The sequence below is a fragment of the Sebaldella termitidis ATCC 33386 genome, from assembly GCF_000024405.1.
In the GTDB taxonomy this organism is placed as follows: Bacteria; Fusobacteriota; Fusobacteriia; order Fusobacteriales; family Leptotrichiaceae; genus Sebaldella; species Sebaldella termitidis.
The window spans coordinates 553,875-575,710 of record NC_013517.1 but is presented as its reverse complement, the minus strand read 5'-3'; the positions used below and the strand labels follow the sequence as shown (position 1 = coordinate 575,710).

The window sequence follows — 21,836 nt, the reverse complement described above, 5'->3', positions numbered from 1 at the left end:
AAAATAACAGGAGGTTACAAAAATGAAAAGAAATGAAAAAAATCCGTCTTACCTGTATTGTACAGCTATAATCAGAGCAACGGAAGGTACAGACTATGAGATAGTAAAAAATGAACTGCTTGAATTAGAAGAGAAAACTAATCAGGAAGCAGGATGTATTCAGTTTTTTATTTCACCGTTAAATCCCGAAGAAAAAAAGTTTGCACTGTGGGAAATCTGGGAAGATGATGTGGCATTTTATGAGCATCATAAAAAAATATATACTCAGGAATTATTTGCAAAAAAAATAACTGAGATTATATTATTTGAAAGTTCAAGAAAGGTAGACTTATAATGCTGAGCATATCAGTAGTTCTCTATAACAGGATAATTTCTGTCATAACGATATTATTAACTACGGCTATAATCTCTTTTACACTGACTTTTTTAAATAATGAGCAGAAAACCTTCCCTTTTTATACATGGCTGGGAACATGGAAATTAGTATTTTTACTGGCTTATCTGATTTCATTATTCCTGCCCGGCTTCATAAAAAAATCAGCCTCCTTCATTTTTAAAATAAAAGATCACGATGAATAAATATTCTAAATACATAATATATTTACTATCCGGAGATCATTATTATATCTGCCAGTCATCTGTTATGTAATAATCACCGGCAAGCTCCTTTAAAGAATTCAAATCTGTAATTTTATATGCATCTTTTATTTTAAGAAGATACCCATTTTCACAAAAAGCTTTCAGCCGCCTAAGCAGATGACGATAGCTGATTCCTAATAATTCTGAAAGCTTGGATAAATTTACGTCAAATATGTTATTTTCACAGATTCCCGCAATATATGCCGCTATTTTAATATCGGCAGCATTGAGAATATTAATTGAATTATTCTTTATGTTTCTTGTCAACTTTTTAGCCAGTATCTGTCCCAGTAAATATATAAATTCATTATGATTCCGAAGCTTTTCTATATCTGAATAAGATATACAGATAACGGCTGTATCGGATAATGCCTGTGCATTACTTACAGTACAGCTTTTATTAAAAAACTCTATATCTCCAAGCATTGAATTCGGGGAATATATTGCTAGAAGAAGTCTGTGTCCCTTGCTTGAATCTAAAGTAACCCCCACTTTTCCAGAATATATAATAAGAATATTTTTTATTTCCTCATTTTGATAAAAAATATACTCTCCTTTTTTATACGTTTTAATATACAAATTTTTTCCGTCAATTTCTCCGAGTTTCATTTTTTCTAATATTAAAAAATGATCTGACGTTATTTTTACTGACTTCATATAATCACCTCTCTTCATAAGAGTATGACATATGTCATACTCTTTTTCAATGAAAAAATTCTATACTTATTATAAAGAGGTGTATTTTATGTATAATATAACAGCAGTTATTATTGGAATGCTTATAGCATTAATGGTATTTTTTAACGGGATGCTATCACAGGCTGTTGGAAGTTATCTGGCAACAGTAATAATTCATACAGTGGGAGTGATCATTTGTTTTATTTTTATCAGCATAAAAAAACAAAAAATATTTGAAAATCATAAACTGCCTGTATGGATGTATCTTGGAGGAGTAATAGGAGTGGGAACAACATTATTTAATAATATGGCCTTCGGACATATCAGCATTTCAAGTATTTTAGTATTGAGTTTTTTAGGAGAAATAACAGCATCCTTAATTATAGACCAATTTGGCTTTTTCAGCCTTGAGAAAAGGAAGATTAATAAAAAGAAAATCCTGTCGCTTCTTATTATGCTTTCAGGAATATTTATAATATTTTATTAAAAGGAGGAATTACCATGATTTTTTCTATATTCTGTGCTTTAACGGCAGGAACTGCCAAAGTTTTATCAAGAAGTGTAAATTCAAAGCTTTCCGGTAAAACAGGCTTATTAAAAAGTACATTTTTTAATTTTGTATCAGGATTATTATTTTCAATAATCTTACTTATATATTTTCATAAACCGCAGCTTGCCGGCAGCCGGCATTTCGAGCTATGGATGCTTTTAGGCGGTGTTATCAGCGTATCAGTTGTTTTTTTACTCAGCTATTCTTTAAAAGCCGTATCTTCTGTCAATATGACCGTATTACTGTTTATAGGTCAGATGAGTACAGGTCTGATTTTAGATTTTGCAGTTAATAACGTTTTTGTTCTCAATACTTTTATAGGTATAATAGTGATTGGTATCGGCCTGATAATTCAAAAGTTTATTTAAATTATGTATATTTATTATACATAATAAATAAGATTATAAAATAGAAAGAACTGTGTCAAAATGAATTTTTTTGACACAGTTCCTGTCATTTTACATTTAAACATATCCATAATTTTAAACAAACAAAAAATTAAAAAATTTTTCTTTTTCAAAATAATATTCTTCTGCTTTTCCAACATAAGTTCTTTTGATGAAAAGCGACTCCTAAACGATCAATTTTCATCTTTCTATTGAATTTTCTTATATTAAAAGTTCTAAATATCAATAAAAATTCTATTTTTACTTTTTTTTCCTCTCCGTAAAAATTGTCTGAATTTATAGTTTTCTTTTATTACTCCAAATGATCCTTCTAGCTGAATTGATCTGTTCATTCTAAAATAGTTCCTTAGTACGGACTTGGGAGAGCCGTACTTTTTTCATAACAATATATTTTCAAGATATTTTTACACATTTATATAAATAGAAAACCATGTCTTTTTTTACATGGAAATATACCTCTTCTACACTTAAAAAAGGTATATGTTTATTTACTATAATTTTATAGATTGAATTCTCTTTTATATATTAGATAAATGAGTATTTTTGAAAGAATCATTATATTTTAATCCATAGCCAATCATTCTATCAAAACTAATATGAGAACCATATATTACACCAAAACTTACAATCAAATTATTTTTCATAATAAATCCAATTATGAGCAACAGAAAAAAACATAATGACTCTAGTTTTAAAATAAATTTTACCATAATGCGCCTACTTTTTTGTAAATACAATCATTTTACTATATATATAATTTCCTGTCAACTATACTATATTAAATAATTTATAATTAAAAAAAATTTTATGAAATGATTTCCTTGTTTTCTTGACTGATCGTCTCAATGTAATTCTAATCACTTTCAACATCTGATAATGGAAATTATATTATATTCTCCAATATTTTTCAGCATTTTTGGCACTTAGACTTTTTATTGATTTTATTCACTAAATGAATTATAATTTATCCATGATTCAGATAAGAATTAAATTTATTCAAAGGAGAAAAATATATGAAAAAATTATTGTTTTTTATTTTAATATTATTTGGTATTCTTAGCGTGCAATCTTTAGCTAATGGCTGCAGTGCTCAAATATGTACATGTCCTGGTGGTGGCTATGTTACTACTGGTCAATATTGTCCTGTTTATAATAATAATACACCTAGTCAGTCAGTTTTAACCAAATGGTATGCTTTTTCTTATGACAAAAATAAAAATATTTATGGAGTAGGAACTGGTTATGACAAAAAAACAGCACAAAATGAAGCTTTAAAAAAATGTGGAACAGCTGAATGTAAAATTGAAAAATCACAAAAAGTTCCTGGTGGCATTTCCCTTGCTGCAGTTTCATCCAACGGTGTAATGGTAACATATTCATCATTCGGAAGTTCTACTTGGGAACAATACGAGAAAAGAATTGATAACTTAATTAAAAAATGCAAAGCTAAAGGCGGGTCAAATTGTAAACTTGTATTTGATTCTGCTTATCTTTATCGAAAAGATAAAAATTTAGGTTACTAAAAAATAAGAATTAAGACTATATATACATAAAAAACTATCTAATTATAAAAATAATTCAAAGGAGAATATTTATGAAAAAATTACTATTTACTATTATGATATTATTTATTACCTTGAGTCTTCAATCTCTCTCAGATCCTTATGGATGCGGAGTAACTATACCTATTGAAGTTTGTAGAAATCCTAGTGGTACCCAAAACAATACTGGCAGCAATACTAACAATAATTCTTATTCACCAACTTATTACGGAGCAATAGCCATAAATGAAAAGACTGGAAATTGGGCAACTGCATATAATTATACAGATAAGAAATCTGCAAAGAAATCTGTTGAAGAGAGATGCCAAGGTAATTGTAAAGTAATTCAAATGTCTCCAAGTGAATGTGGAGCATTTGCTTATTCAAAAGTAGATGAAATTTCTGCCTATGAAGCAACTGGCTTTTGGTGGACAGGTCAGGCTACACAACAAGAACTGTTAAAAAAAGCAGAAGATAGAGCATTAACAAAATGTAAGAATAAAAATGGAAAATCATGTAAAATAGAAACAAGCATTTGCTCCTACATGAAATAATTCTAAGTAAATTATAGCTTTCTGGCTATTGTCTTAAAGTTATTGATAGTTTCAAAAATAATGCTGTGGCTTCTTTTAATTTTAATATTCATAGAACAGGTGTAGGTATTATTTAATGATGTACAGAGATTTTATATAAAAAGCTAAAAGGAGAATATCAATGAAAAAATTATTTTTATTTATACTAATATTATTTGAAATGATAAATATAAAAGGCTTAGCTGCAGGGTGCAATGCACAGGTATGTATGTGCCCCGGCGGTGGATATGTTACTACAGGGCAATATTGTCCTGCCTATAACCAACCTACATATTCACCTGATTATAGTCTTCCTAAGGTTTGGTTTAGTTTTTCTTATGATAGTACTCGAAAAAGTTATGGTATTGGTAAGGGTAAGGATAAAAAAACATCTGAAAGCGAATCACTAAAAAATTGTGGTTCTTCGGAATGTAAAGTCATTAAATCTGTAAAAGAACACGATAAAACTTTACTTATTGCACTTTCATCAAATAATATAATGGAATTTAAATCATTTAATCACTATTTTTATGACAAGAGCACCTCTTATTATGAAGATTTATTAAAAAAATGTAAAGATAAAGGCGGTATAGATTGTAAAGTTGTTTTTAATTCAAGAATACTGTTACATAACAGTAAAGCATATGAGGAAAAATTTGGACGAAGAAATTAAAACTAAGAAACACAAAAAAGAGATTGAAAGTTAAAAGTCTCTTTTTTTAGCACTCAGTTTTTTTATTGCTTTTATTTACTAAATGAATTATAATTTATTGATTATTTAGTTATAAAAAATTATTCAAAGGAGAATATTTATGAGAAAACTTTTTTTAATTACTATATTATTTTTTTTTACTACTTTCAATTTTATTATAAATGCAAGGCAAGTAGAGTCATTTGGTTATTGGGTTAAAGGAAATACTGTTTATTATACCGATCTTGAAATTATTGATGCTGACCCGGATTCTTTTGAAAATATTCCATCATCATATCTTTATGGAAAAGATAAAAATTCAGTTTATTTTCTAAGTACAAAAATTCTGGGAGCCGATCTTGAAACTTTTAAAGTTTTGGAATTATATTATTCTTTGGATAAAGATTCAGTCTTCTATAAAGAAACAAAAATTGATGGAGCTGACCCTAAAACTTTCAATTATATAGACGATAAAAATTTTTTTGATAAAAATTTCAAATACAAAATATTATATAGTACTCAATTTGGTGCTTATGAATATATCATTGATAAAACTCCATTAAATTAAACATAAAACTAAGAAATACAAGAAGAGACATCTAATTTTCAGTCTCTTTTTTTTTATACTTTCAAGGAATTTTAGCCTATTTTCTTATAAAAAAACAGTTGGTATTATCAGTTGCCGTTATATTCAATTATTTATCGCCATAGTGTGTTTTACATTGTATTATTTCATTATCAAATTTATAAATAAGCCTATTTTTATCATCTATTCTTCTGTTTTAATATCCTGAAGTACTCAGTTTTTTTATTGATTTTATTCACTAAATGAATTATAATTTACCCATGATTCAAAGAGGAATTAAATTTATTCAAAGGAGAAAGTATATGAAAAAATTATTGTTATTTATCTTTGTACTATTTTGTGTTTCAACTTCTCTTTCTTATGCAAATGCCTGTAATTCACAAATATGTACATGTCCTAATGGAAGTTGGGTTACATTTGGTCAATATTGTTCTGCTGTAGTAAATACAACGCCTACAAAACAAAAAGCAAGACCAGTGGACTGGATTATTTTTGCATATAGTCCAAGTACAGGTTATTATGGTTTAGCACATAATTAAGAATAAAAATATTGCTACACAAAATTCTTTAGAATATTGTGGTGTCAATGACTGCAAAGTATTATTAACTAACAAAGCTTACACACATGGTGTTGTCGTTACTTCCTCTAATGGTATTTATGTAGCAGAAAAATATAATGGATTTAGTTCAATTATAGGTAAAAGACCCACTGCTCAAGAAAAAGAGCAGGCGTATTTTGATAAATTAGTATCAAAGTGTACATCTAAGGGGGATATCAAATGTAAAGTTTTTTTTGATTCTTACGAATATTCACGAAAAATGAATTTGGATAAAGCGTACTAATTAAAATTATAAAAACTTTATTTTTTAAAATGAAGCTTTTAACGTTACTCCTATTTTATAATCTTCCCTGTCATCATTTCCAGCAGCATATTCACCTGTAACATAAATTCCGTATCTTTCCTTGAACTCCACTCCGCCGGAAGCATTTACTTTTAGCATCCCTTTATCTTCTGATACTTTGGCAAGTTTATGATAACCATTTTCTATATTTATTACACTTGCTTCTTCCTGTCTGTTCATATCTCCCAGTTCGTATTCATAGGCTGCTCCGAGATTTCCTTTTACCATCCAGCCCGAATCCTTTATATCCTTTTTTACTCCAAAACGTATTCCTGCACTTGGTTTCACTGAATACGCATCATTTTCCCTGACCTTCAGCTTTTCAATGCCGTCCTTTTCTTCAAAGTCAGAGTGAACAGCATAACCTAATTCCAAACCTGCATACGGCTCCAAAGTAAAGTTATTCCCCAGATCTATTTCTCTGCCTGCACTATTCAGTGATGATACACCGTAAACATTATAATCAGAGCTTAATTCCGATTTATTTCCGTCGCTCCATTTTATATTTCTGTCAACATTGTGGATACTCATTCTTCCAAGCAGATCATTTTTAAAATTCCATCCGTTTGTACTGTATTTATTGTGAACTCCTATCTGAAATGTATCGGCTCTGTCTTTACTGTCTGAATCATCAAATTCAAAATTCGTCTGTGTATATCCCAGTGAATATCCGAATTTATGCTTATAAGTTCTCTCTACTTCTCTTAACCCCAATACTCCGTATGTTTTATAATCATAATCCGGAACACCGCTTGTTTTTTCTTCCCTGCTTCCATATCCTGCTACTACGCCTATTTTCACATTTTCTTTTGTATTATTTTCAGAATTTTGGAGAATATCAAGAGTATTATTGAACATACTGCCTATATTTTGTTCTCTCTGCATTATATTTGAATAAACATTCCCTGCAAGCTGTTCAAAGTCATTATTCAATGCACTCTGAGTACTTATAAGATCCAGCCTGTCATATAATTTCAATGAATCTCCTGCTGCATTAAGGTATCCTGATTCAATATTTTCAGAAAACTCATTGTACCATGTTCCCTGTGTAAACTTATTATAATTAATTTTTTCCATCCAGATATCTATTCCGCCTGAATCTTTATTAACCACAGGTATAGCATCAAAAGTAAGACTTCCGCTTTCTACCGCTACTTCTCCTGTATTCGGGCCGCCTTCAGGAGTAGAGGGATCGAATACATTTACGAATTTATATACCCTCATGTTAGTTCCCTGTGTAAAATTCGGATCAATTTTCGTTGTATTGCCGCCAAGATCAAAACTTGGAGCTTTTATTGATGTACTGTTTGATATCAGGAATCCTGCATTCAGGTCTTCCGGCGAGTATCCTCCCAGAGTTATTTCTTCGAGTGTAGGAAGACGCAGTGAATCAGGATCTACTTTTATAGTAAGATTTATTCCGTCTATTTCAAATTTTTCATCTACCATTATAACTCCGGCATTTACTATACTCGGAGGTGTATACCCCTGATCACCTATTGCAATATCCTTTGACCCGTAAATTCCGGAAGCCATATTTATCTGCCCGTAATTCTCAAGGGTCGAACCTAATGATAATTGTATTCCCGTACTGTTATTACCATTTATGTTTATTACACCAGTTTTTTCATTTATTATTTTTGAACTGATATTAGCATAGATTCCTATGCTGTTATTACCATTCATAGTTATCACACCTGAATTTACAGCTGTTACTTTTTTGGCAGCTGCTATTCCTATAGATTCATCACCTGATAAAGTTATATTTCCGGTATTTTTTACAGTACTGTTTTCAGCATAAATACCCATTACTCCTTCTTTATCAGACTTTATATCACCGCTGTTCAGAGCTTCGCCGGTATTATCTTTGATATACAGCCCTATTCCTCTGTATCCGGCTTCTATATTCCCGGTATTTTTAAAGCCTTTGGTATTTTCTCCGTATACTCCCACTGAATATGTATTTAGGAATGTATTTTCCTCATCTATTATTATTGAATCTCCAGTTTTAATATTCCCGGTATTCAGTACACTTCCGCCTTTATTTGAAATACCTATATTCCCTAATCCTGTATCCGCCGTGATATGACCATGATTCTCTATGTCTGTCCCGTCTGTAGTATATATACCCGATGAGTTTGAGCCAGTAAGCGTTATATCAGAACCCGCTTTATTCAATACTTCATTACCACCCTTTGAATAAATAAATACACTGCTTTCTCCCATTATTACAGCACCGCTGTTATTTATCAGTTTTGAGCCTGAATTCGCCACTATCCCGTAGCTGGAATCTGTAAAAGTCATACTAAGATTATTTTCTATTTCTGCATTTTCAGATGCATATATTCCCACACTGTCCGCACCGTTTATATTCATACTGCCGGCCAGCAGCGAGACTTTTCCGGAATTCGTATAAATACCTACACTGTTTTGACCTGTTGTTATATTTCCTGAATTTTGAATAATCTCTCCGCTGTTATTATAGATACTTACAGAGTTATCCCCGGTTTTTATTGTGTTATTATTTATTATTTTATTTCCGCTTCCGTTATTATAAATCCCTATTGCCGGATCCAGATCAGAATTCGAGGAACCTGATGTAATAACAGCATTATTTGTAAAAGTCTGCAGGCCTGTTCCAGCAAGGTAAGCTCCTACAGATTTATTTCCCGTGAGAGTTATATCACCGTTAACCTGTATCACTGTATTATTAATACTGTCAGAATATATCCCGGTAAGTCTTTCACCCGTTCCGTTTATTTTTCCCGAACTTGTTATGCTGTCCCCGTTATTTGATACTATCCCTACAGAATTATCCCTTACATTTATTTCAGCCAAAATATCATTGGTAATATTGGCTCCTGTTCCTTCTCCGTATAAACCTACAGAGTTTGCTCCCAGACTTATACTTCCTTCGTTTATTATCTGTCCGCCGTCTCTGGCATATAATCCTGCTGATTCATCTCCGAAACTTATAATTCCTTTATTTGTTATACTTCCTGTTCCTCCAGAAGATACTGCACCTATCATTCTGGAATCATAGTTTCCTGTTGCTGTATTAAAAGAATTCAAATCTGAATTAATATCCAAAGTTACGTTAGAATCCACAGCATTTATATATGTTCCGCCCTCACCAAGATTAACAGTATTATTTGAAACCAGTGTTCTGTTTTTCAAATTTTGAAATATATAGCTGGAACCGGCTGTAGAATTTACCACAAAGTTTTGATTATATGTTCCTGTAGATTCTATATTAAGTATAACTATCCCTTTTCCGTCCACATTTACTGTTCCGTTTCCTGAGAATGATCCTGTCCCGTTTGTATAAATTCCTACAGAATTATCCCCTGATATGTTCAATGTAAGATTATTAAGACTGACATCGCCATTATTGACATACACTCCGTAACTGTCTTTTCCTATACTTATTTTTCCTGAATCAGTTCCGCTTACATTTCTGTCTATAGAATATATCCCCACTGAATTCTGTGATTTTCTCATATCTATATCTGAATTTGTATTCAAAATTGTTTCATGATTATAGTAAGGAATATTTGTATTTTTTAACACGGAATATATTCCCACTGCACCTGTCCCTGTTCCGGCTTCTATCTTTCCGTCATTTTCAACAGTAAGTATCGCAAAACTGTACGGATCTATTTCGGAATAGATACCTACACCTTTATCCCCGGTTTTTATCTCACCTGTATTTTTTACCGAAGAATCTATGCTGTATATTGTAGTAGTATCTTTTCCGGATAAATTTATACTGCCTGTATTTTCTATTGTTGACTTTTTACCATATATTCCTGTACTTTCATCTCCGGAAAGTGAAATTGTACCTTTGTTGGCAAGCTCTCCCCATCTGACTATATCTGAAAAATCCTGACCTACTGCTGTTAACGAATTTTCAGTTCCTGTTATTGTTATACCGGAGTTTACAGTTACATTTGATGCGCTCATCCCTGTATTTCTGTATGCTTTACTTCCTGTATTGTTATTTTTATCTATGTTAGAGTCTATGTCTACAAAAAGACCGCCGTCATACATCTTTGTTTTTGCATCAGGAGTAAAAGTTACATTATCAAAGTTCAGGTTTGACAAATTAGAAAGATTAACTGTTGTATTTTTCAAGGTTAAATTATAGCTATCCGAATCTGTAATGATATTTAAAGTTCCTCCTGAAGAATCTATTATTGTAGCCAATTCAGTCCCAAGATTCACCGGAGCTGCAGTAACTCCCGTTCCTGTATAGTGAAGTCCTATCCCTCCGTTTTTCACATTGGCATTTATTGTACCGTTTATTTTTATTTTTCCTGCTATATTTCCTCCACCTTTTTGATGATAAAAAGCATAAGTATTTTCCCCGTTAGCAGTTAGTTCAAGTGTTCCACCCGCTGTTAAAGGTGACAGCGTAATATTTCCCCCGTGCGAAAAGGCAACAACACCATCAGAGCCGTTAACTTCCAGTTTATTGGCAGATACATTACTTTCTCCTGCCACATACCCGAGCGAGCTCCCTCTATGGCTTGCCGTACTGTATATTACTATTCCTTTTTCATTATTAATAACTGTATGATCACTGGCAGAATTCAACAAAAAGCCATTATAAAAAGCTGTGGCATTTTTTCCGTTCATATCAATATTTCCATAATTTGTCATTACGGCCTGATTCAGATCTGAAACCAGTCCTTTAGCTCCATATACTACTCCGCTTTCTGTATAAGGCGAGGAATTATTTATTATATCTGCGTAGTTTTCTACTGTTCCTGCCACTCTCACGCCTAAAGCCGTCATGGCTTCTGCTCCGGATCCTATTTCTATCGGCATATAGTTTTTAAGTGTGGCATAATTTGCAGTTGCATTTGTAGCTGCTGTATAAATATATCCTACTGAATTACCTCTTCCTTCATTTATCACACCCACAGAGTCTTTCAGACTGGCATCAAGAATAATTACATCTCTTACAGGCATAAACATCGTACTTTCAACTGAATTTGGACCAAATTTTATACTGCTGATGACATCTCCTGTCATAATCATATCTACTGCATTTTCAGCTGCATTATTTGTACTTCTTGATATTCCTATTATACTTTTTCCATTTATTAACATATTCAGGTTTTTAAAATTTTCCACTCCGTTATTAGAACTCTGCGGTTTATTGACTCTATTTATTTGTATTCCATTCCCCAAATATGCTTCAATATCTATCAGCCCTCCGGAACCATCTACTATCACATTAGAATCCACCAGACCTAAATTTGAAGTATGACCGAATATAACACCAATTGCACTTGTATAATTTTCTCCAGAACTTTTCATCTTTATATTTCCGATTTTTACCAGTGAATTACCTGTATATCTGCTGTCATTGCTAAGATTAATCTGCATCCCCGCCATGCTCGATGTATAATTAGAATTCAAAATTATAGTTCCGCTGTTGATAAGTTCACTGTCTATTTTATACGTGCTTCCGCTTTCCAGCTGCATCCCCACCATACGATAATATGAATCACCGGGATCTAAAACCCCCAGTGTGATAGTACCTTTATTCTCCAGTGTTGCTTTCCCCGTAGGATTCGATGTAACATTATCTGCATTTAGACTGAGTCCCACCATTCCGGTTGCTGATCCATTGACATAGTTGGCTTTATTACGCAATGCTAAATTTCCGGAAAAAGTCACCTGACTGTCTGTATTTACATAATAAGGTCTGTAGCTTAAAAAACCATAACTGGTGTGTCCGTTGATCACTGAATTTGATCTGTAAGTCCAGTCGCCTTTTACCTCGAACATTCCATTATTTCCGATATTTATTACATCAAACGTTGCAAAACTGTGTGTATATGAAGTCAGGGCAGATGTCGTCCCGCTGTATAGGCCGTTCTCATAATCTGCTGTCCCGGTAATATCAGTTACTGTACCTTTCACAAGAATTTCTGTACCTGCTGCACTTGAGCTGACATTTAAGTTTTCATATACAGCGTTTCCTGTAGTATTATACACCACATTTGATGTTAGTTTTCCTACCGGAGTATTATATGATTGTGAACCAGTACCAAAATATGGTGCTTTTGGAGCCGGTGCTGCCGGTAATGTAAAACTGTCATGATTTATTGTCGGTGAAGTCATTGCTACAGGATTTACCGCGCTGATTGATGGAGTGATATACGGCGGCTGTATTGCTGATATATCTAGACTAATATTCTTATCCTGAATTCCTTTTATTGGCAGCATCATTGCAAAGTTTACGCTTTTTACACGGTCTTCATTATATGTAACAGCATTTTCCTGTTTTCCGTTTATTTTGATCTTATCAGCAAAACTATTAAAAAATATCTGCCATTCCAGATACTCTGGTTTTACTATATAGTCTCCTTGTAAGTGCAAATCTTTTAATTCTTTATTTCTTTGATTAAGTATTCGTTCTATTAATTGATAATTATCTTTATTTGATTTATTTGTGCTTATATTTTTTGTCATTTTTTCGTACATTTTTTCATATTTTACATTATTTGTACCAGCAGCAGCAACCCCTGTCATCACTGCATTTAACATTAAAAATGTTTTTAGAAATTTTTCATTCTTTTTCATTTTTACTCCTTTATTTTCATGTTTTTATTCGTATATTTTATATTACACGAATACAAAATTTACAAAAATATCAATATATCCACATAATACATAATAATAAATTTTATATTATTTATATATTTAAATTGACTTCAATATATTATTTTAGTATCATATATATATGAAATATTTCGCATAATATAAAATATGCGAATTATAATTATTAATAATTTTTAATTATATTTTTTTAAAATAATTTATATTTTTATATTAGATGATGTTTTGTACTTAATTCCTGTATAAAACATCTTATTATACAGGCTGAATATTTGAACTTAATTCTAATATAAAATTTGAAATACTTTCTTAAACCGCTAATTTCATGCTTTTCTTTTTATCTTAATCTTGTAAACGTTTACTTGCTTAATTAAAAAAACTATTTAGCCGGATTCTCTTATATTTCAATTCAAACTATTTTAAAACCTGAAAAACACTGATTATCCCGGTATTTTCAGCTTGTTCCTTGTTATTCTTGTCCTACATATTGTTTTTTGATAAAAAAAATCACCATTTTTATTATATTTCCCCCAAAAGCTGTAGAAATGTTTAATCGAGATGTCCTTAGAAAATACTTAGTACTCCATTCTATAACATTTCTTTCCCGCTGTCAATGTTTTTCTTTATAATAGTAATTAATCCATAAATGACAGGGTTTTTCTAACTTCCCTAAATCTGGAAAGCCGTAAAATCTGCTGACTAAAGTTAAGTATTTTTTATTACAAACAGGTAAATTTTTTGAAATTTTATTATTAAATATATTTTTTATCAATAAAAAAGAGACTTCCAGTAATTATCTGTTAGTCTCTAATTTTAAATATTGAAAGCTAGCTGCACATACCGCTAAAAACTTGAATATTTTTATGAGTATTGCTTTCTACATTATATGGAACTCAATTCTTTTTATTTACAGCTCAAATTTTTATTCTGATATATTTTTTCTACTTTATCCTCTGCAATATTTTCTCTATATACAATACCTGTTTCCATATTAAGTATTACATAAGCTCTGTTTACAATATGTGTTTCATGATCTTCAAATATTTCATACTTATATTCTTTTCCGTTTATTTCAGGGTTGAAATATTTTAAATTATCTTCCGGAGAAACAGTAAGCTTTTCTTTTATTACAGTTTTCAATAACTTTTCAGCATTTAAATCACAATTTGAGAAACTTATTATTCCAAAAACTAAATATATCCCAACTATTAATTTATTCATTTCTATCACTCCCATATTTTTCTAAAAAGTTCCTCCTATAACATCCACATAAAAATAATAAAGGTTACTCTCTATCCATCTTACTTGAAATCCATAGCGATCTCCGACACTCATCAAATTATATTTCCGGTCATTACCAACATAAACCCTGTATTTTGAGCCTTCACATGTCAGCATTCCGCCTTCTGCTTTTTGGTCAACATTACTTGGAATTCTTTTTTGTTTTGCTGTTATTACACATTCTATAGGATCAGAAGACACCCCTCTTTGAGTCTCCCCTTCAAAAGCTTCTTTTGCTGTAATAAAATTCGTTTTATTTTTTGCTTCTTTTTTTTCTGTTCTATCATTTTCCTCTTTTGCAATTTTTTCTTCATCTATTTTTTCCTGAAGCTTTTTCTCCACTAACTCTTCTACTTTTTGATTTACTTTGTCATTATTTTCTTTATCAGCAAGTTTCTTATTACTTGAAATAAGAGTATATGATAAAATGCCGACTGCAAGAATAAGTACAAAGAACACAAATCCTATTATAAAAATAACATTTTTTTTCATGAAAAATCACCTTTCAATACATTTTGTCCAAAATTGAACAGTAATAAATTATTGTTTATCTACTGCCTAAAGGAATTCCGGACTCTCTGATTTTTTTAATACAGCATCAGTTATTATTCACATTTTAGACTTTCTACATCTGTAATTAGTAATTCAAAGTCTACAGCCTTACCGGAACTTAGATCATTTCTTGAATAATTCTCGGCAGCATAGATACTTCCGGTTTCCATATCTATTGCAAGTAATACTTTGCTTTCAGCTCCTGTAACATCGTACAGATAATACGGAGGCTTTCCTTTATTCTGTCCTAAATATTCAGCCTTTATTCCGTCTTGTCCCGTTAAAGCTAAAAAAGTTTCTACTTCTTTTTTAGCTTTAAGCTCACAACGCGTATTTGAATACAAAAATCCGCTGCATACAATAATTAACAACAATAATACTTTTTTCATTCTTACTCCACTCCTTATATTTATAAATTAATTGCTATCCCTAAAATCCTCTTACTTTTATTCTCTTTAGGTCACATGAACCTATTGTAAGACCGTTTGTAGCCATAGCTTCAGCACTAAAATTCCAAGTTTCTCCGGCTCCGATTGTTCCAATGTGTGCATCTGCATCCGGAATTGTTCCGCCTTTAGAATCATAACAAGGAACAAATACATATACATTATTTACCTTAGGTCCTAAATTTTTTATTGTACCCGTTATGAAAACCTCTTTTTTATCTTTAGAATATTTGATTACAGGCTTAGACATCGTATACATTTGATTAGATATTGTTTCATCTACCTTTTCACTCACTTTGTCTTTAATAAATCCTCCTACATTAAAGCTAAAAGATACTACCGCTAACATTCCTGATAACGTAATTAATAACATAATTTTTTTCATACTAATTCTCCTTTTTTATTTTTTTTAATAAATTATATCATCTGTATAATCCCAATTCGGGGCTGCGAAACTGTATTTGATTCTACGGGCTCCGAATGGTGCTCCTGTTGCACTCGTCCCTTTATTATTAACATTAGAATAATGTGTTTCCTTACCCTTTTTATTAATAGAAATACTGCCGTGCTGATAAATATTTTTGTTTGTTCTTAAATACATTCTGAAAATAATATCTCTTCCTTTTAAATCTTCCTTTATTTTTCCATAGATTTTATCTGCATCAGAAATAAAAGAACCTATAGGAACAGAACTCTCTAAACTGTTTACCTTATACTCCAATCCTACCTGCAGATAATTATTGTTTTGTAAATAATAAACCATATAATATCCTTCTTTGTCGCAATAAATATCTCCTTTCAAATTTATAGAATTTACTGCTGACAAAACACTTCCACCCAGAATATCTTCATTGATCTTACTTACAAGTGAACAATCAGCCATTATTTTAACATTAGTAACTACAAATAACGTTAAAATAAAAAATAACAACTTTTTCATGTCAAATCTCCTTTAAAATATTTTTCTAAACCGAACACTCGATCTATTTAAAAAACAAATAAATATCAATGTTTTTTCTACCAAGTATCCTTTGAATAGATTTTGTTCAACATTGAACATCAATAAATTATATTTCATTTAATGAATAAAATCAAGTATATAAAACATAAAAATATATTCTCTATTTTCTAAAATAAATCTAAACTGTCATTTTAGACAGTTCGAATCTTAGCTCCGTCTCCGGATTTTTTCTTTGTATATTAACTGCTTCTAATGTTCCTCCATCTATCACTTTTATTGATTTTCCTATATAATAAAAATTCCTCTTATCTTTAAGACAAAAGCTTTTAGATCAGCTCCTTTTGCTTGATTCATTTCTTCCGGGACTGTCCGTTCAAAAAACATTATTTTATCATCTTTCTAAAAATACAATAATAAGAAAAGAAATAATACTAATAATATTTTTCATTTTTACTTTCATTTACATATATTTCATTTAATATCAAATTTTTAGTTAACGTCTCAGTTACAGTATTCATGTGTAAGAGCTTCATATACTAATTCTGCGTTCTTTTCCTTCCTGTAGTGCTCGCCCGGCTGTTATCTTTTTTCTCTTCTATTGTTAATAAAAAAACAGAGCAAAATTTCATTATCCTGCTCTGTTCAAAATTTATTTTTTTATCTTTATTCGATAACAAGTTTTTTTCTATCTTCAAATTTCAAAATCACAACCATAATAAGTGCAGTAACCAGACTTCCTGCCAAAACAGCAACTAATAAGCCAAGTACGCTGCTTACCGCATTAGGAATAACTGCCAGAAACATTCCTCCATGCGGAGCCTTTATTTCCAGCTTCAAAAGAAACGCTACTATTGATCCCACAGAGCTTCCAGCTGCATTTGCTATAATACTTGCCTTTGGCTTGGAAATAAGAAACGGTATTGCTCCTTCAGTAATAAAACTGAATCCTAAAATCAATGCAGTTTTTCCTGCCTCACGTTCATCTTCAGAAAATAACTTCGGCTTTAAAAATGTCGCTATTGCCATTCCTATAGGCGGAACCATTCCGCAAACCATTGCTGCTCCCATAGGTGTATATATTCCTGTCGTATATGCAGCTATTGCAAATGAATAAACCATTTTTGAAACAGGTCCCCCCAGATCAAAGTATAAGCATCCGAATGCCAGTCCTAGCACAATAGCTCCGGTATTATTATCAGCCAATGAATTCAAAAATGCCGATACCATATCCTGTAAATAAATTATAGGAACCTTGACTACGTAAAGTATAACCAGACCTACTACCAGAGTAGTCACCACGGGAATAATTACTATAGGCTTTAATCCTTGTAAAAATTCCGGAACTTTCAGATTTTTATTTATATACCTTGCAAGATACCCGGCAAGATATCCGGCTATTATTGCTCCGACAAACCCCGAACCGCTGGTATAGGCAAGATACCCTCCGATTATACCAGGTCCGAAGCCGGGCTTATCTGCTATATCATAAGCAATAAAAGCTGCAAGCACAGGGAACATCAGAGCAAATGCACTTCCGCCACCCATTTGGAATAAAGCCCACGGAAGAGAACCTTCTTTTTCAAATGCAGTGATTCCAAATGCAAATGATAATGCTATTAAGATCCCTCCGGTAACAACAATCGGAATCATGTATGATATACCGGCAAGCATATGTGTATATGCCCCAGAAAATCCTGTTTTCTTTTTCGAGGCAGTATTTCCAGTTTTTACTGCTGAACTTCCGTTTAATGACTCTCCTATATAAATACCTTTTCCTTCCAAGGCTTCCTCAATTGTCTTTTTTCCTTCTTTTATCGCCTTTCCCGGTTTAGTTTTATAGATTTTTTTCCCTGCAAATCTGGATTCGTCTATTCCTTTTTCAATGGCAAATATGACTACATCAGCTTCCTTAATCTGTTCAGATGTAAGCTCATCTTCCACTCCTGCGGCTCCTTGTTTTTCTACATATATTTCCACATCCATATCTGCTGCAGCCTTGCTAAGACTTTTGGCTGCCATGTATGTATGCGCTATCCCCGTTGTACATGCAGTAACAGCTACTATCTTTTTCATAAAACTCTCCTTTTCTATATATATTTATTCACTAAATCTATAATTTCCAATTTACTTTTGACATTTTCCAGCTTAGCTTTAAATTCATCCTCCAAAAGCAGACATGCTACAGAGCTTAAAAGATTTATATGCTCATTCCCAGAATTTTCCGGAACAACCAGCATAAAGAAATTATCTATGGGTAAGTCATCTAGAGATTCATATTCTATTTTTCTATTACTTTTTATATATAAAACAGCCGGCTTATTAACAGCTTCAGATTTTGCATGAGGTATGGCAAATCCGTCGCCGACACCTGTTTCCCCGATGCTTTCCCTGTCATACAGTGCTTTTATAAACAATTCCTTATCATTTACGATATTTTTACTGTATAGATGCTCGGCAGCAGCTTTAAATAATTCATCCTTTGAATTAATATCCACATCAAGAAGGATAAAATCTTCGGTAAAAAGATCACTGATATTTATCATATTAATTACACCCTTTCTGTTTTAAAAACTTTAAAATAATGTTCAAGACAATTTCCCATACCACCTGAAATATCTTTATTCAAAGAAAGAAGATCAGCCGCTTTTCCTTCCTGCCCTGCTTTCATTCCAGCATTTACAATATCGGTAAACAAATTAATTTTTGCAATTCCAAATCCAACACATTTTCTGAGATTTTCGTCCCCCGTTGATGAACCGCCGTGTAAAACTAAAGGTATTGATATATTTTCATAGATTTCCTTTAATCTTTCAAAATTAATTTCAGGAGTTCCGATGTATGATCCGTGCGCAGTTCCCACTGACACTGCCAATGAATCTATATTTGTCATTTCTACAAATTTTACTGCCTCTTCTGTTTTAGTATATTGAGATTCAGTCTGTTCATGATTTTCATAATTTTGCCCGGCTCCGACATGACCTATTTCAGCTTCTACAGAAACATTCACTGCATGTGCTACTTTCACGATTTCTTTTGTGAGTCTTACATTCTCATCAAATGATTTTGAAGATGCATCAATCATTACCGAACTAAAACCATTCTTTATTGCTTTCACAATAACAGAATAAGTCATTCCATGATCTAAATGAAGTACTACAGGAATATCATATTTGTCAGCATAAAATTTCCCCATTTCTGCTGCTTCCTCTATGCTCATCAGCTCTGTATGAACCTCTGCAAAGCTTGCTATAACAGGAAAGTTATTTTTGGCCGCGATTTCTATATATGTTTTTATAGAGTCTGAATTATAGAAATTCGGAGCAGGTATTGCAAAGCCTTTTTTTCTGGCAATCTGAAATATTTCTTTTGTATTAACTAACATATTCTTCACCCTTTCTGATTCTTTTTGATCCTTTATATTTATTTTATACCTCGATAATAATCTTTTGTCAAGTATTTTTGATTTTTTATAATTCTTTTCTGATTCTTTTTGATCGAAAATTTTTTTTCTTATAAAACCATATCAGTATAAAAGAGAAATTACCCTAGCTTGAGAATGCCTGAAAAAGTAAGACTGAAGCAGAGGAAAGAAACTTATTGTCAAAAAACTGCCGTTTTAATAAATAATAATTCTGTAAGCTTATGTCTGTACCTTATTTGAGACTAACTCCAAATTAAAAAAAAGTTATCAGAAATCCTGATAACCCTAAAATATAAAAAATATCATATTCAAAAATGTACTAATTTTCCTGTAAAAATAAAAACTATACTTAGTTCCCGCGAAAATCTTAAATTATTTCTCTGTTCTCATCTGTTTTTTCTTCTGATCTGATACTTTTTCCTGTCCGGCTTATATAAGCAACACAAGCTTAATATAGTAAAGCCTGAAATATTATATATAAAAACAGTGATAGAAAAAATCCCCTGTAGCTGTTTTTATATCTCTGAAAATCTGTGTAATTAAGAAGCTTAACAAAAAACTTAAGCAAATTTGGAAATACTTATCAAATACAGTCATTAACTAATTTTCTCTTCAATCTCTGCCCTGTTCACAAAGTCCAGACTGTAACGTACAGCCCCATGATCCCTGAATATCTTACATTTAGTGATACGGATTGCTAAAATAACGCAGTTTTCATTCTGCTCATCATTTGCATGATCATACCAGTCAGTAAATGTTTTACGGAGTTTAGTTCTTAACTCAGCATTTTTTGGATCTAAAACCCATCCAAGATTTTCACCGATTCCGTTTCCGGAGATTCCCTCAAAACAAACCGCGAATGCGACCTCTTTATTTTGGGCTATCTGCTGCATTTTATTTGATTTTGCCCAGGTAGTAACATAAAATACGCCGTCCTCATAATGGGCATCCACCTCCCGGACACAAGGACTGGGTTTCCCTTCAGCATTTGGTTCCATTGCAATGGTTGAGAGTGATATAACATTATCTTTTCCATTGCCGCATCCTTCTTCAATTAATTTTATTCCTTCTTCATATCTGCTCATTTCAAATTCCTCCTGCTAAATTTTCTATTATTGTAACAGAATAAATTAGACAACTGCATGTCATATTTGAAAATATAATATTTTTATATGTTTAGACATAAATCTGCTGGATTTAACAACGCCGCTAGATAATCAAAATTAGAATTTCAGCCACAACGCGGGGCGAAGACCGCCTTTACACTCACCGTCACTGATATTGCCCTTTAATATATTATTGCCTTGTATCCCTATATTACCATCACCGTGAATATACACAGCTTTTATACTAACACGGCCCGGCGACCGAAGCCACCACCACCAGGAACCTTCTTTTCTTTTTTCAAGCCTGGCAATACGCTTACTGTTATTTTTATCTTTTCTTTCAAACCAATATCTTTGATTTTTTCCGGGACTATACAGCTTTGAGCTGCTGTCTCCAAAATACCGGCACACTGTTTCTTCAATACTCAGCAGAAATATACTGTCCTGCGTATCTGTCCCTCCTTTTGTGCCATACCACTGATTATCAGGATTTTTATTTAATACCGGAATTATTCTTGATTTTTCAGCTGCAGTAAATCTATCATAAAATTCACTGTTAAGATATTTTCTTAATGAACAGTCAGCCCATGTTATATCTTTATAAGCATTATGGTAAGCACGCTGCTCTATAATGTATTCAGTTATAATCAAAGCCGTATTATTTTGTACCTCAAGTACACGCCACTCGTAATTTCCGAATAATATTTTATCTCCTGCCTGCATATTTACCTCCTGTAATTATATAAACTGATCAGTCCGCCGCTCAATAAGCTCAGAATTCCTGCTGACAAATTATTTTTATCCATAATTTCTGTATAACTATACATCAAAACCAGTCTTATTAATACTGCATTAATTGAATTTAGCAT

The 21,836-nt window shown here is 31.9% G+C and carries 23 protein-coding genes; 8 read left to right on the top strand and 15 right to left on the bottom strand.

The genetic code is table 11. The annotated features are described in order from the left end of the window. Positions 1-22: 22 nt before the first annotated feature. Positions 23-334 carry a putative quinol monooxygenase gene (locus STERM_RS02580; RefSeq protein WP_012859995.1) on the top strand — a complete coding sequence of 104 codons (312 nt, stop codon included), beginning with the start codon at positions 23-25 and terminating at the stop codon, positions 332-334. A gap of 287 nt (positions 335-621) precedes the next feature. Here STERM_RS02580 and STERM_RS02570 read toward each other — a convergent pair whose 3' ends face one another. Then, positions 622-1,296 (bottom strand): Crp/Fnr family transcriptional regulator, encoded by a 675-nt coding sequence (locus STERM_RS02570; protein ID WP_012859994.1) that lies wholly within the window; start codon positions 1,294-1,296, stop codon positions 622-624. 88 nt (positions 1,297-1,384) lie between these two features. On the opposite strand from STERM_RS02570, the gene STERM_RS02565 reads away from it, so the two are divergent. Further along, on the top strand, positions 1,385-1,804 hold the full coding sequence (locus STERM_RS02565; RefSeq protein ID WP_012859993.1) for a DMT family transporter: 420 nt from the start codon (positions 1,385-1,387) through the stop codon (positions 1,802-1,804). A 14-nt stretch (positions 1,805-1,818) separates the two neighbouring features. After that, the gene (locus tag STERM_RS02560; RefSeq protein ID WP_012859992.1) at positions 1,819-2,235 is read left to right on the top strand and encodes a DMT family transporter; all 417 of its coding nucleotides are present in this window, start codon (positions 1,819-1,821) and stop codon (positions 2,233-2,235) included. A 254-nt stretch (positions 2,236-2,489) separates the two neighbouring features. Here the strand turns inward: STERM_RS02560 and STERM_RS22470 are convergent, their stop codons facing one another. Both STERM_RS22470 and STERM_RS22790 read right to left on the bottom strand, forming a co-directional pair. Then, complete coding sequence (locus STERM_RS22470; protein WP_370452832.1) at positions 2,490-2,606, bottom strand: transposase; 117 nt, start codon at positions 2,604-2,606, stop codon at positions 2,490-2,492. A 186-nt stretch (positions 2,607-2,792) separates the two neighbouring features. Next, positions 2,793-2,984, bottom strand: a complete 192-nt coding sequence (locus STERM_RS22790) for a DUF4260 family protein (protein ID WP_012859991.1) — start codon at positions 2,982-2,984, stop codon at positions 2,793-2,795. Between the two features lie 303 nt (positions 2,985-3,287). Between STERM_RS22790 and STERM_RS02550 the strand changes: the two genes are divergently transcribed. From STERM_RS02550 to STERM_RS02530, 5 genes are all read left to right on the top strand, one after another. Continuing rightward, positions 3,288-3,797: a DUF4189 domain-containing protein gene (locus STERM_RS02550; protein WP_012859990.1), complete on the top strand. Its 510-nt coding sequence runs from the start codon at positions 3,288-3,290 to the stop codon at positions 3,795-3,797. A gap of 71 nt (positions 3,798-3,868) precedes the next feature. Beyond that, positions 3,869-4,369: a DUF4189 domain-containing protein gene (locus STERM_RS02545; RefSeq protein ID WP_012859989.1), complete on the top strand. Its 501-nt coding sequence runs from the start codon at positions 3,869-3,871 to the stop codon at positions 4,367-4,369. A 160-nt stretch (positions 4,370-4,529) separates the two neighbouring features. Beyond that, the gene (locus STERM_RS02540) at positions 4,530-5,060 is read left to right on the top strand and encodes a DUF4189 domain-containing protein (protein ID WP_012859988.1); all 531 of its coding nucleotides are present in this window, start codon (positions 4,530-4,532) and stop codon (positions 5,058-5,060) included. A 139-nt stretch (positions 5,061-5,199) separates the two neighbouring features. Beyond that, positions 5,200-5,646, top strand: a complete 447-nt coding sequence (locus tag STERM_RS02535; protein ID WP_012859987.1) for a DKNYY domain-containing protein — start codon at positions 5,200-5,202, stop codon at positions 5,644-5,646. Between the two features lie 320 nt (positions 5,647-5,966). Next, complete coding sequence (locus STERM_RS02530) at positions 5,967-6,203, top strand: hypothetical protein (RefSeq protein WP_012859986.1); 237 nt, start codon at positions 5,967-5,969, stop codon at positions 6,201-6,203. 328 nt (positions 6,204-6,531) lie between these two features. Here the strand turns inward: STERM_RS02530 and STERM_RS02525 are convergent, their stop codons facing one another. From STERM_RS02525 to STERM_RS22010, 12 genes are all read right to left on the bottom strand, one after another. Then, on the bottom strand, positions 6,532-13,164 hold the full coding sequence (locus tag STERM_RS02525) for an autotransporter domain-containing protein (protein ID WP_012859985.1): 6,633 nt from the start codon (positions 13,162-13,164) through the stop codon (positions 6,532-6,534). A gap of 939 nt (positions 13,165-14,103) precedes the next feature. After that, positions 14,104-14,421 (bottom strand): hypothetical protein, encoded by a 318-nt coding sequence (locus STERM_RS02520; protein ID WP_012859984.1) that lies wholly within the window; start codon positions 14,419-14,421, stop codon positions 14,104-14,106. Between the two features lie 21 nt (positions 14,422-14,442). Then, complete coding sequence (locus STERM_RS02515; RefSeq protein WP_012859983.1) at positions 14,443-14,973, bottom strand: OadG family protein; 531 nt, start codon at positions 14,971-14,973, stop codon at positions 14,443-14,445. 113 nt (positions 14,974-15,086) lie between these two features. Then, a complete protein-coding gene (locus STERM_RS02510) occupies positions 15,087-15,422 on the bottom strand; it encodes a hypothetical protein (protein ID WP_012859982.1) in 336 nt (111 codons plus the stop codon). 40 nt (positions 15,423-15,462) lie between these two features. Beyond that, positions 15,463-15,864 carry an FxLYD domain-containing protein gene (locus STERM_RS02505; RefSeq protein WP_012859981.1) on the bottom strand — a complete coding sequence of 134 codons (402 nt, stop codon included), beginning with the start codon at positions 15,862-15,864 and terminating at the stop codon, positions 15,463-15,465. 24 nt (positions 15,865-15,888) lie between these two features. Beyond that, complete coding sequence (locus STERM_RS02500) at positions 15,889-16,419, bottom strand: hypothetical protein (protein WP_012859980.1); 531 nt, start codon at positions 16,417-16,419, stop codon at positions 15,889-15,891. A 684-nt stretch (positions 16,420-17,103) separates the two neighbouring features. Beyond that, positions 17,104-18,513: a PTS fructose transporter subunit IIC gene (locus tag STERM_RS02495; protein WP_012859979.1), complete on the bottom strand. Its 1,410-nt coding sequence runs from the start codon at positions 18,511-18,513 to the stop codon at positions 17,104-17,106. Between the two features lie 14 nt (positions 18,514-18,527). After that, entirely contained in the window at positions 18,528-18,983 is a 456-nt protein-coding gene (locus STERM_RS02490) for a PTS sugar transporter subunit IIA (protein WP_012859978.1), read from the bottom strand. 5 nt (positions 18,984-18,988) lie between these two features. After that, complete coding sequence (locus STERM_RS02485; protein WP_012859977.1) at positions 18,989-19,822, bottom strand: class II fructose-bisphosphate aldolase; 834 nt, start codon at positions 19,820-19,822, stop codon at positions 18,989-18,991. Between the two features lie 635 nt (positions 19,823-20,457). Further along, positions 20,458-20,946 carry a hypothetical protein gene (locus STERM_RS02480; RefSeq protein WP_012859976.1) on the bottom strand — a complete coding sequence of 163 codons (489 nt, stop codon included), beginning with the start codon at positions 20,944-20,946 and terminating at the stop codon, positions 20,458-20,460. Positions 20,947-21,084: 138 nt separating this feature from the next. Then, positions 21,085-21,690 (bottom strand): DUF6273 domain-containing protein, encoded by a 606-nt coding sequence (locus STERM_RS02475; RefSeq protein ID WP_012859975.1) that lies wholly within the window; start codon positions 21,688-21,690, stop codon positions 21,085-21,087. A 2-nt stretch (positions 21,691-21,692) separates the two neighbouring features. Further along, entirely contained in the window at positions 21,693-21,836 is a 144-nt protein-coding gene (locus tag STERM_RS22010) for a hypothetical protein (RefSeq protein WP_169305384.1), read from the bottom strand.

Coding starts and splice junctions, on each gene's coding strand:
- STERM_RS02580 (WP_012859995.1), top strand. CDS start 23: ATGAAAAGAAATGAAAAAAATCCGTCTTACCTGTATTGTACAGCTATA.
- STERM_RS02570 (WP_012859994.1), bottom strand. CDS start 1,296: ATGAAGTCAGTAAAAATAACGTCAGATCATTTTTTAATATTAGAAAAA.
- STERM_RS02565 (WP_012859993.1), top strand. CDS start 1,385: ATGTATAATATAACAGCAGTTATTATTGGAATGCTTATAGCATTAATG.
- STERM_RS02560 (WP_012859992.1), top strand. CDS start 1,819: ATGATTTTTTCTATATTCTGTGCTTTAACGGCAGGAACTGCCAAAGTT.
- STERM_RS22470 (WP_370452832.1), bottom strand. CDS start 2,606: ATGAACAGATCAATTCAGCTAGAAGGATCATTTGGAGTAATAAAAGAA.
- STERM_RS22790 (WP_012859991.1), bottom strand. CDS start 2,984: ATGGTAAAATTTATTTTAAAACTAGAGTCATTATGTTTTTTTCTGTTG.
- STERM_RS02550 (WP_012859990.1), top strand. CDS start 3,288: ATGAAAAAATTATTGTTTTTTATTTTAATATTATTTGGTATTCTTAGC.
- STERM_RS02545 (WP_012859989.1), top strand. CDS start 3,869: ATGAAAAAATTACTATTTACTATTATGATATTATTTATTACCTTGAGT.
- STERM_RS02540 (WP_012859988.1), top strand. CDS start 4,530: ATGAAAAAATTATTTTTATTTATACTAATATTATTTGAAATGATAAAT.
- STERM_RS02535 (WP_012859987.1), top strand. CDS start 5,200: ATGAGAAAACTTTTTTTAATTACTATATTATTTTTTTTTACTACTTTC.
- STERM_RS02530 (WP_012859986.1), top strand. CDS start 5,967: ATGAAAAAATTATTGTTATTTATCTTTGTACTATTTTGTGTTTCAACT.
- STERM_RS02525 (WP_012859985.1), bottom strand. CDS start 13,164: ATGAAAAAGAATGAAAAATTTCTAAAAACATTTTTAATGTTAAATGCA.
- STERM_RS02520 (WP_012859984.1), bottom strand. CDS start 14,421: ATGAATAAATTAATAGTTGGGATATATTTAGTTTTTGGAATAATAAGT.
- STERM_RS02515 (WP_012859983.1), bottom strand. CDS start 14,973: ATGAAAAAAAATGTTATTTTTATAATAGGATTTGTGTTCTTTGTACTT.
- STERM_RS02510 (WP_012859982.1), bottom strand. CDS start 15,422: ATGAAAAAAGTATTATTGTTGTTAATTATTGTATGCAGCGGATTTTTG.
- STERM_RS02505 (WP_012859981.1), bottom strand. CDS start 15,864: ATGAAAAAAATTATGTTATTAATTACGTTATCAGGAATGTTAGCGGTA.
- STERM_RS02500 (WP_012859980.1), bottom strand. CDS start 16,419: ATGAAAAAGTTGTTATTTTTTATTTTAACGTTATTTGTAGTTACTAAT.
- STERM_RS02495 (WP_012859979.1), bottom strand. CDS start 18,513: ATGAAAAAGATAGTAGCTGTTACTGCATGTACAACGGGGATAGCGCAT.
- STERM_RS02490 (WP_012859978.1), bottom strand. CDS start 18,983: ATGATAAATATCAGTGATCTTTTTACCGAAGATTTTATCCTTCTTGAT.
- STERM_RS02485 (WP_012859977.1), bottom strand. CDS start 19,822: ATGTTAGTTAATACAAAAGAAATATTTCAGATTGCCAGAAAAAAAGGC.
- STERM_RS02480 (WP_012859976.1), bottom strand. CDS start 20,946: ATGAGCAGATATGAAGAAGGAATAAAATTAATTGAAGAAGGATGCGGC.
- STERM_RS02475 (WP_012859975.1), bottom strand. CDS start 21,690: ATGCAGGCAGGAGATAAAATATTATTCGGAAATTACGAGTGGCGTGTA.
- STERM_RS22010 (WP_169305384.1), bottom strand. CDS start 21,836: ATGCTAAATTCAATTAATGCAGTATTAATAAGACTGGTTTTGATGTAT.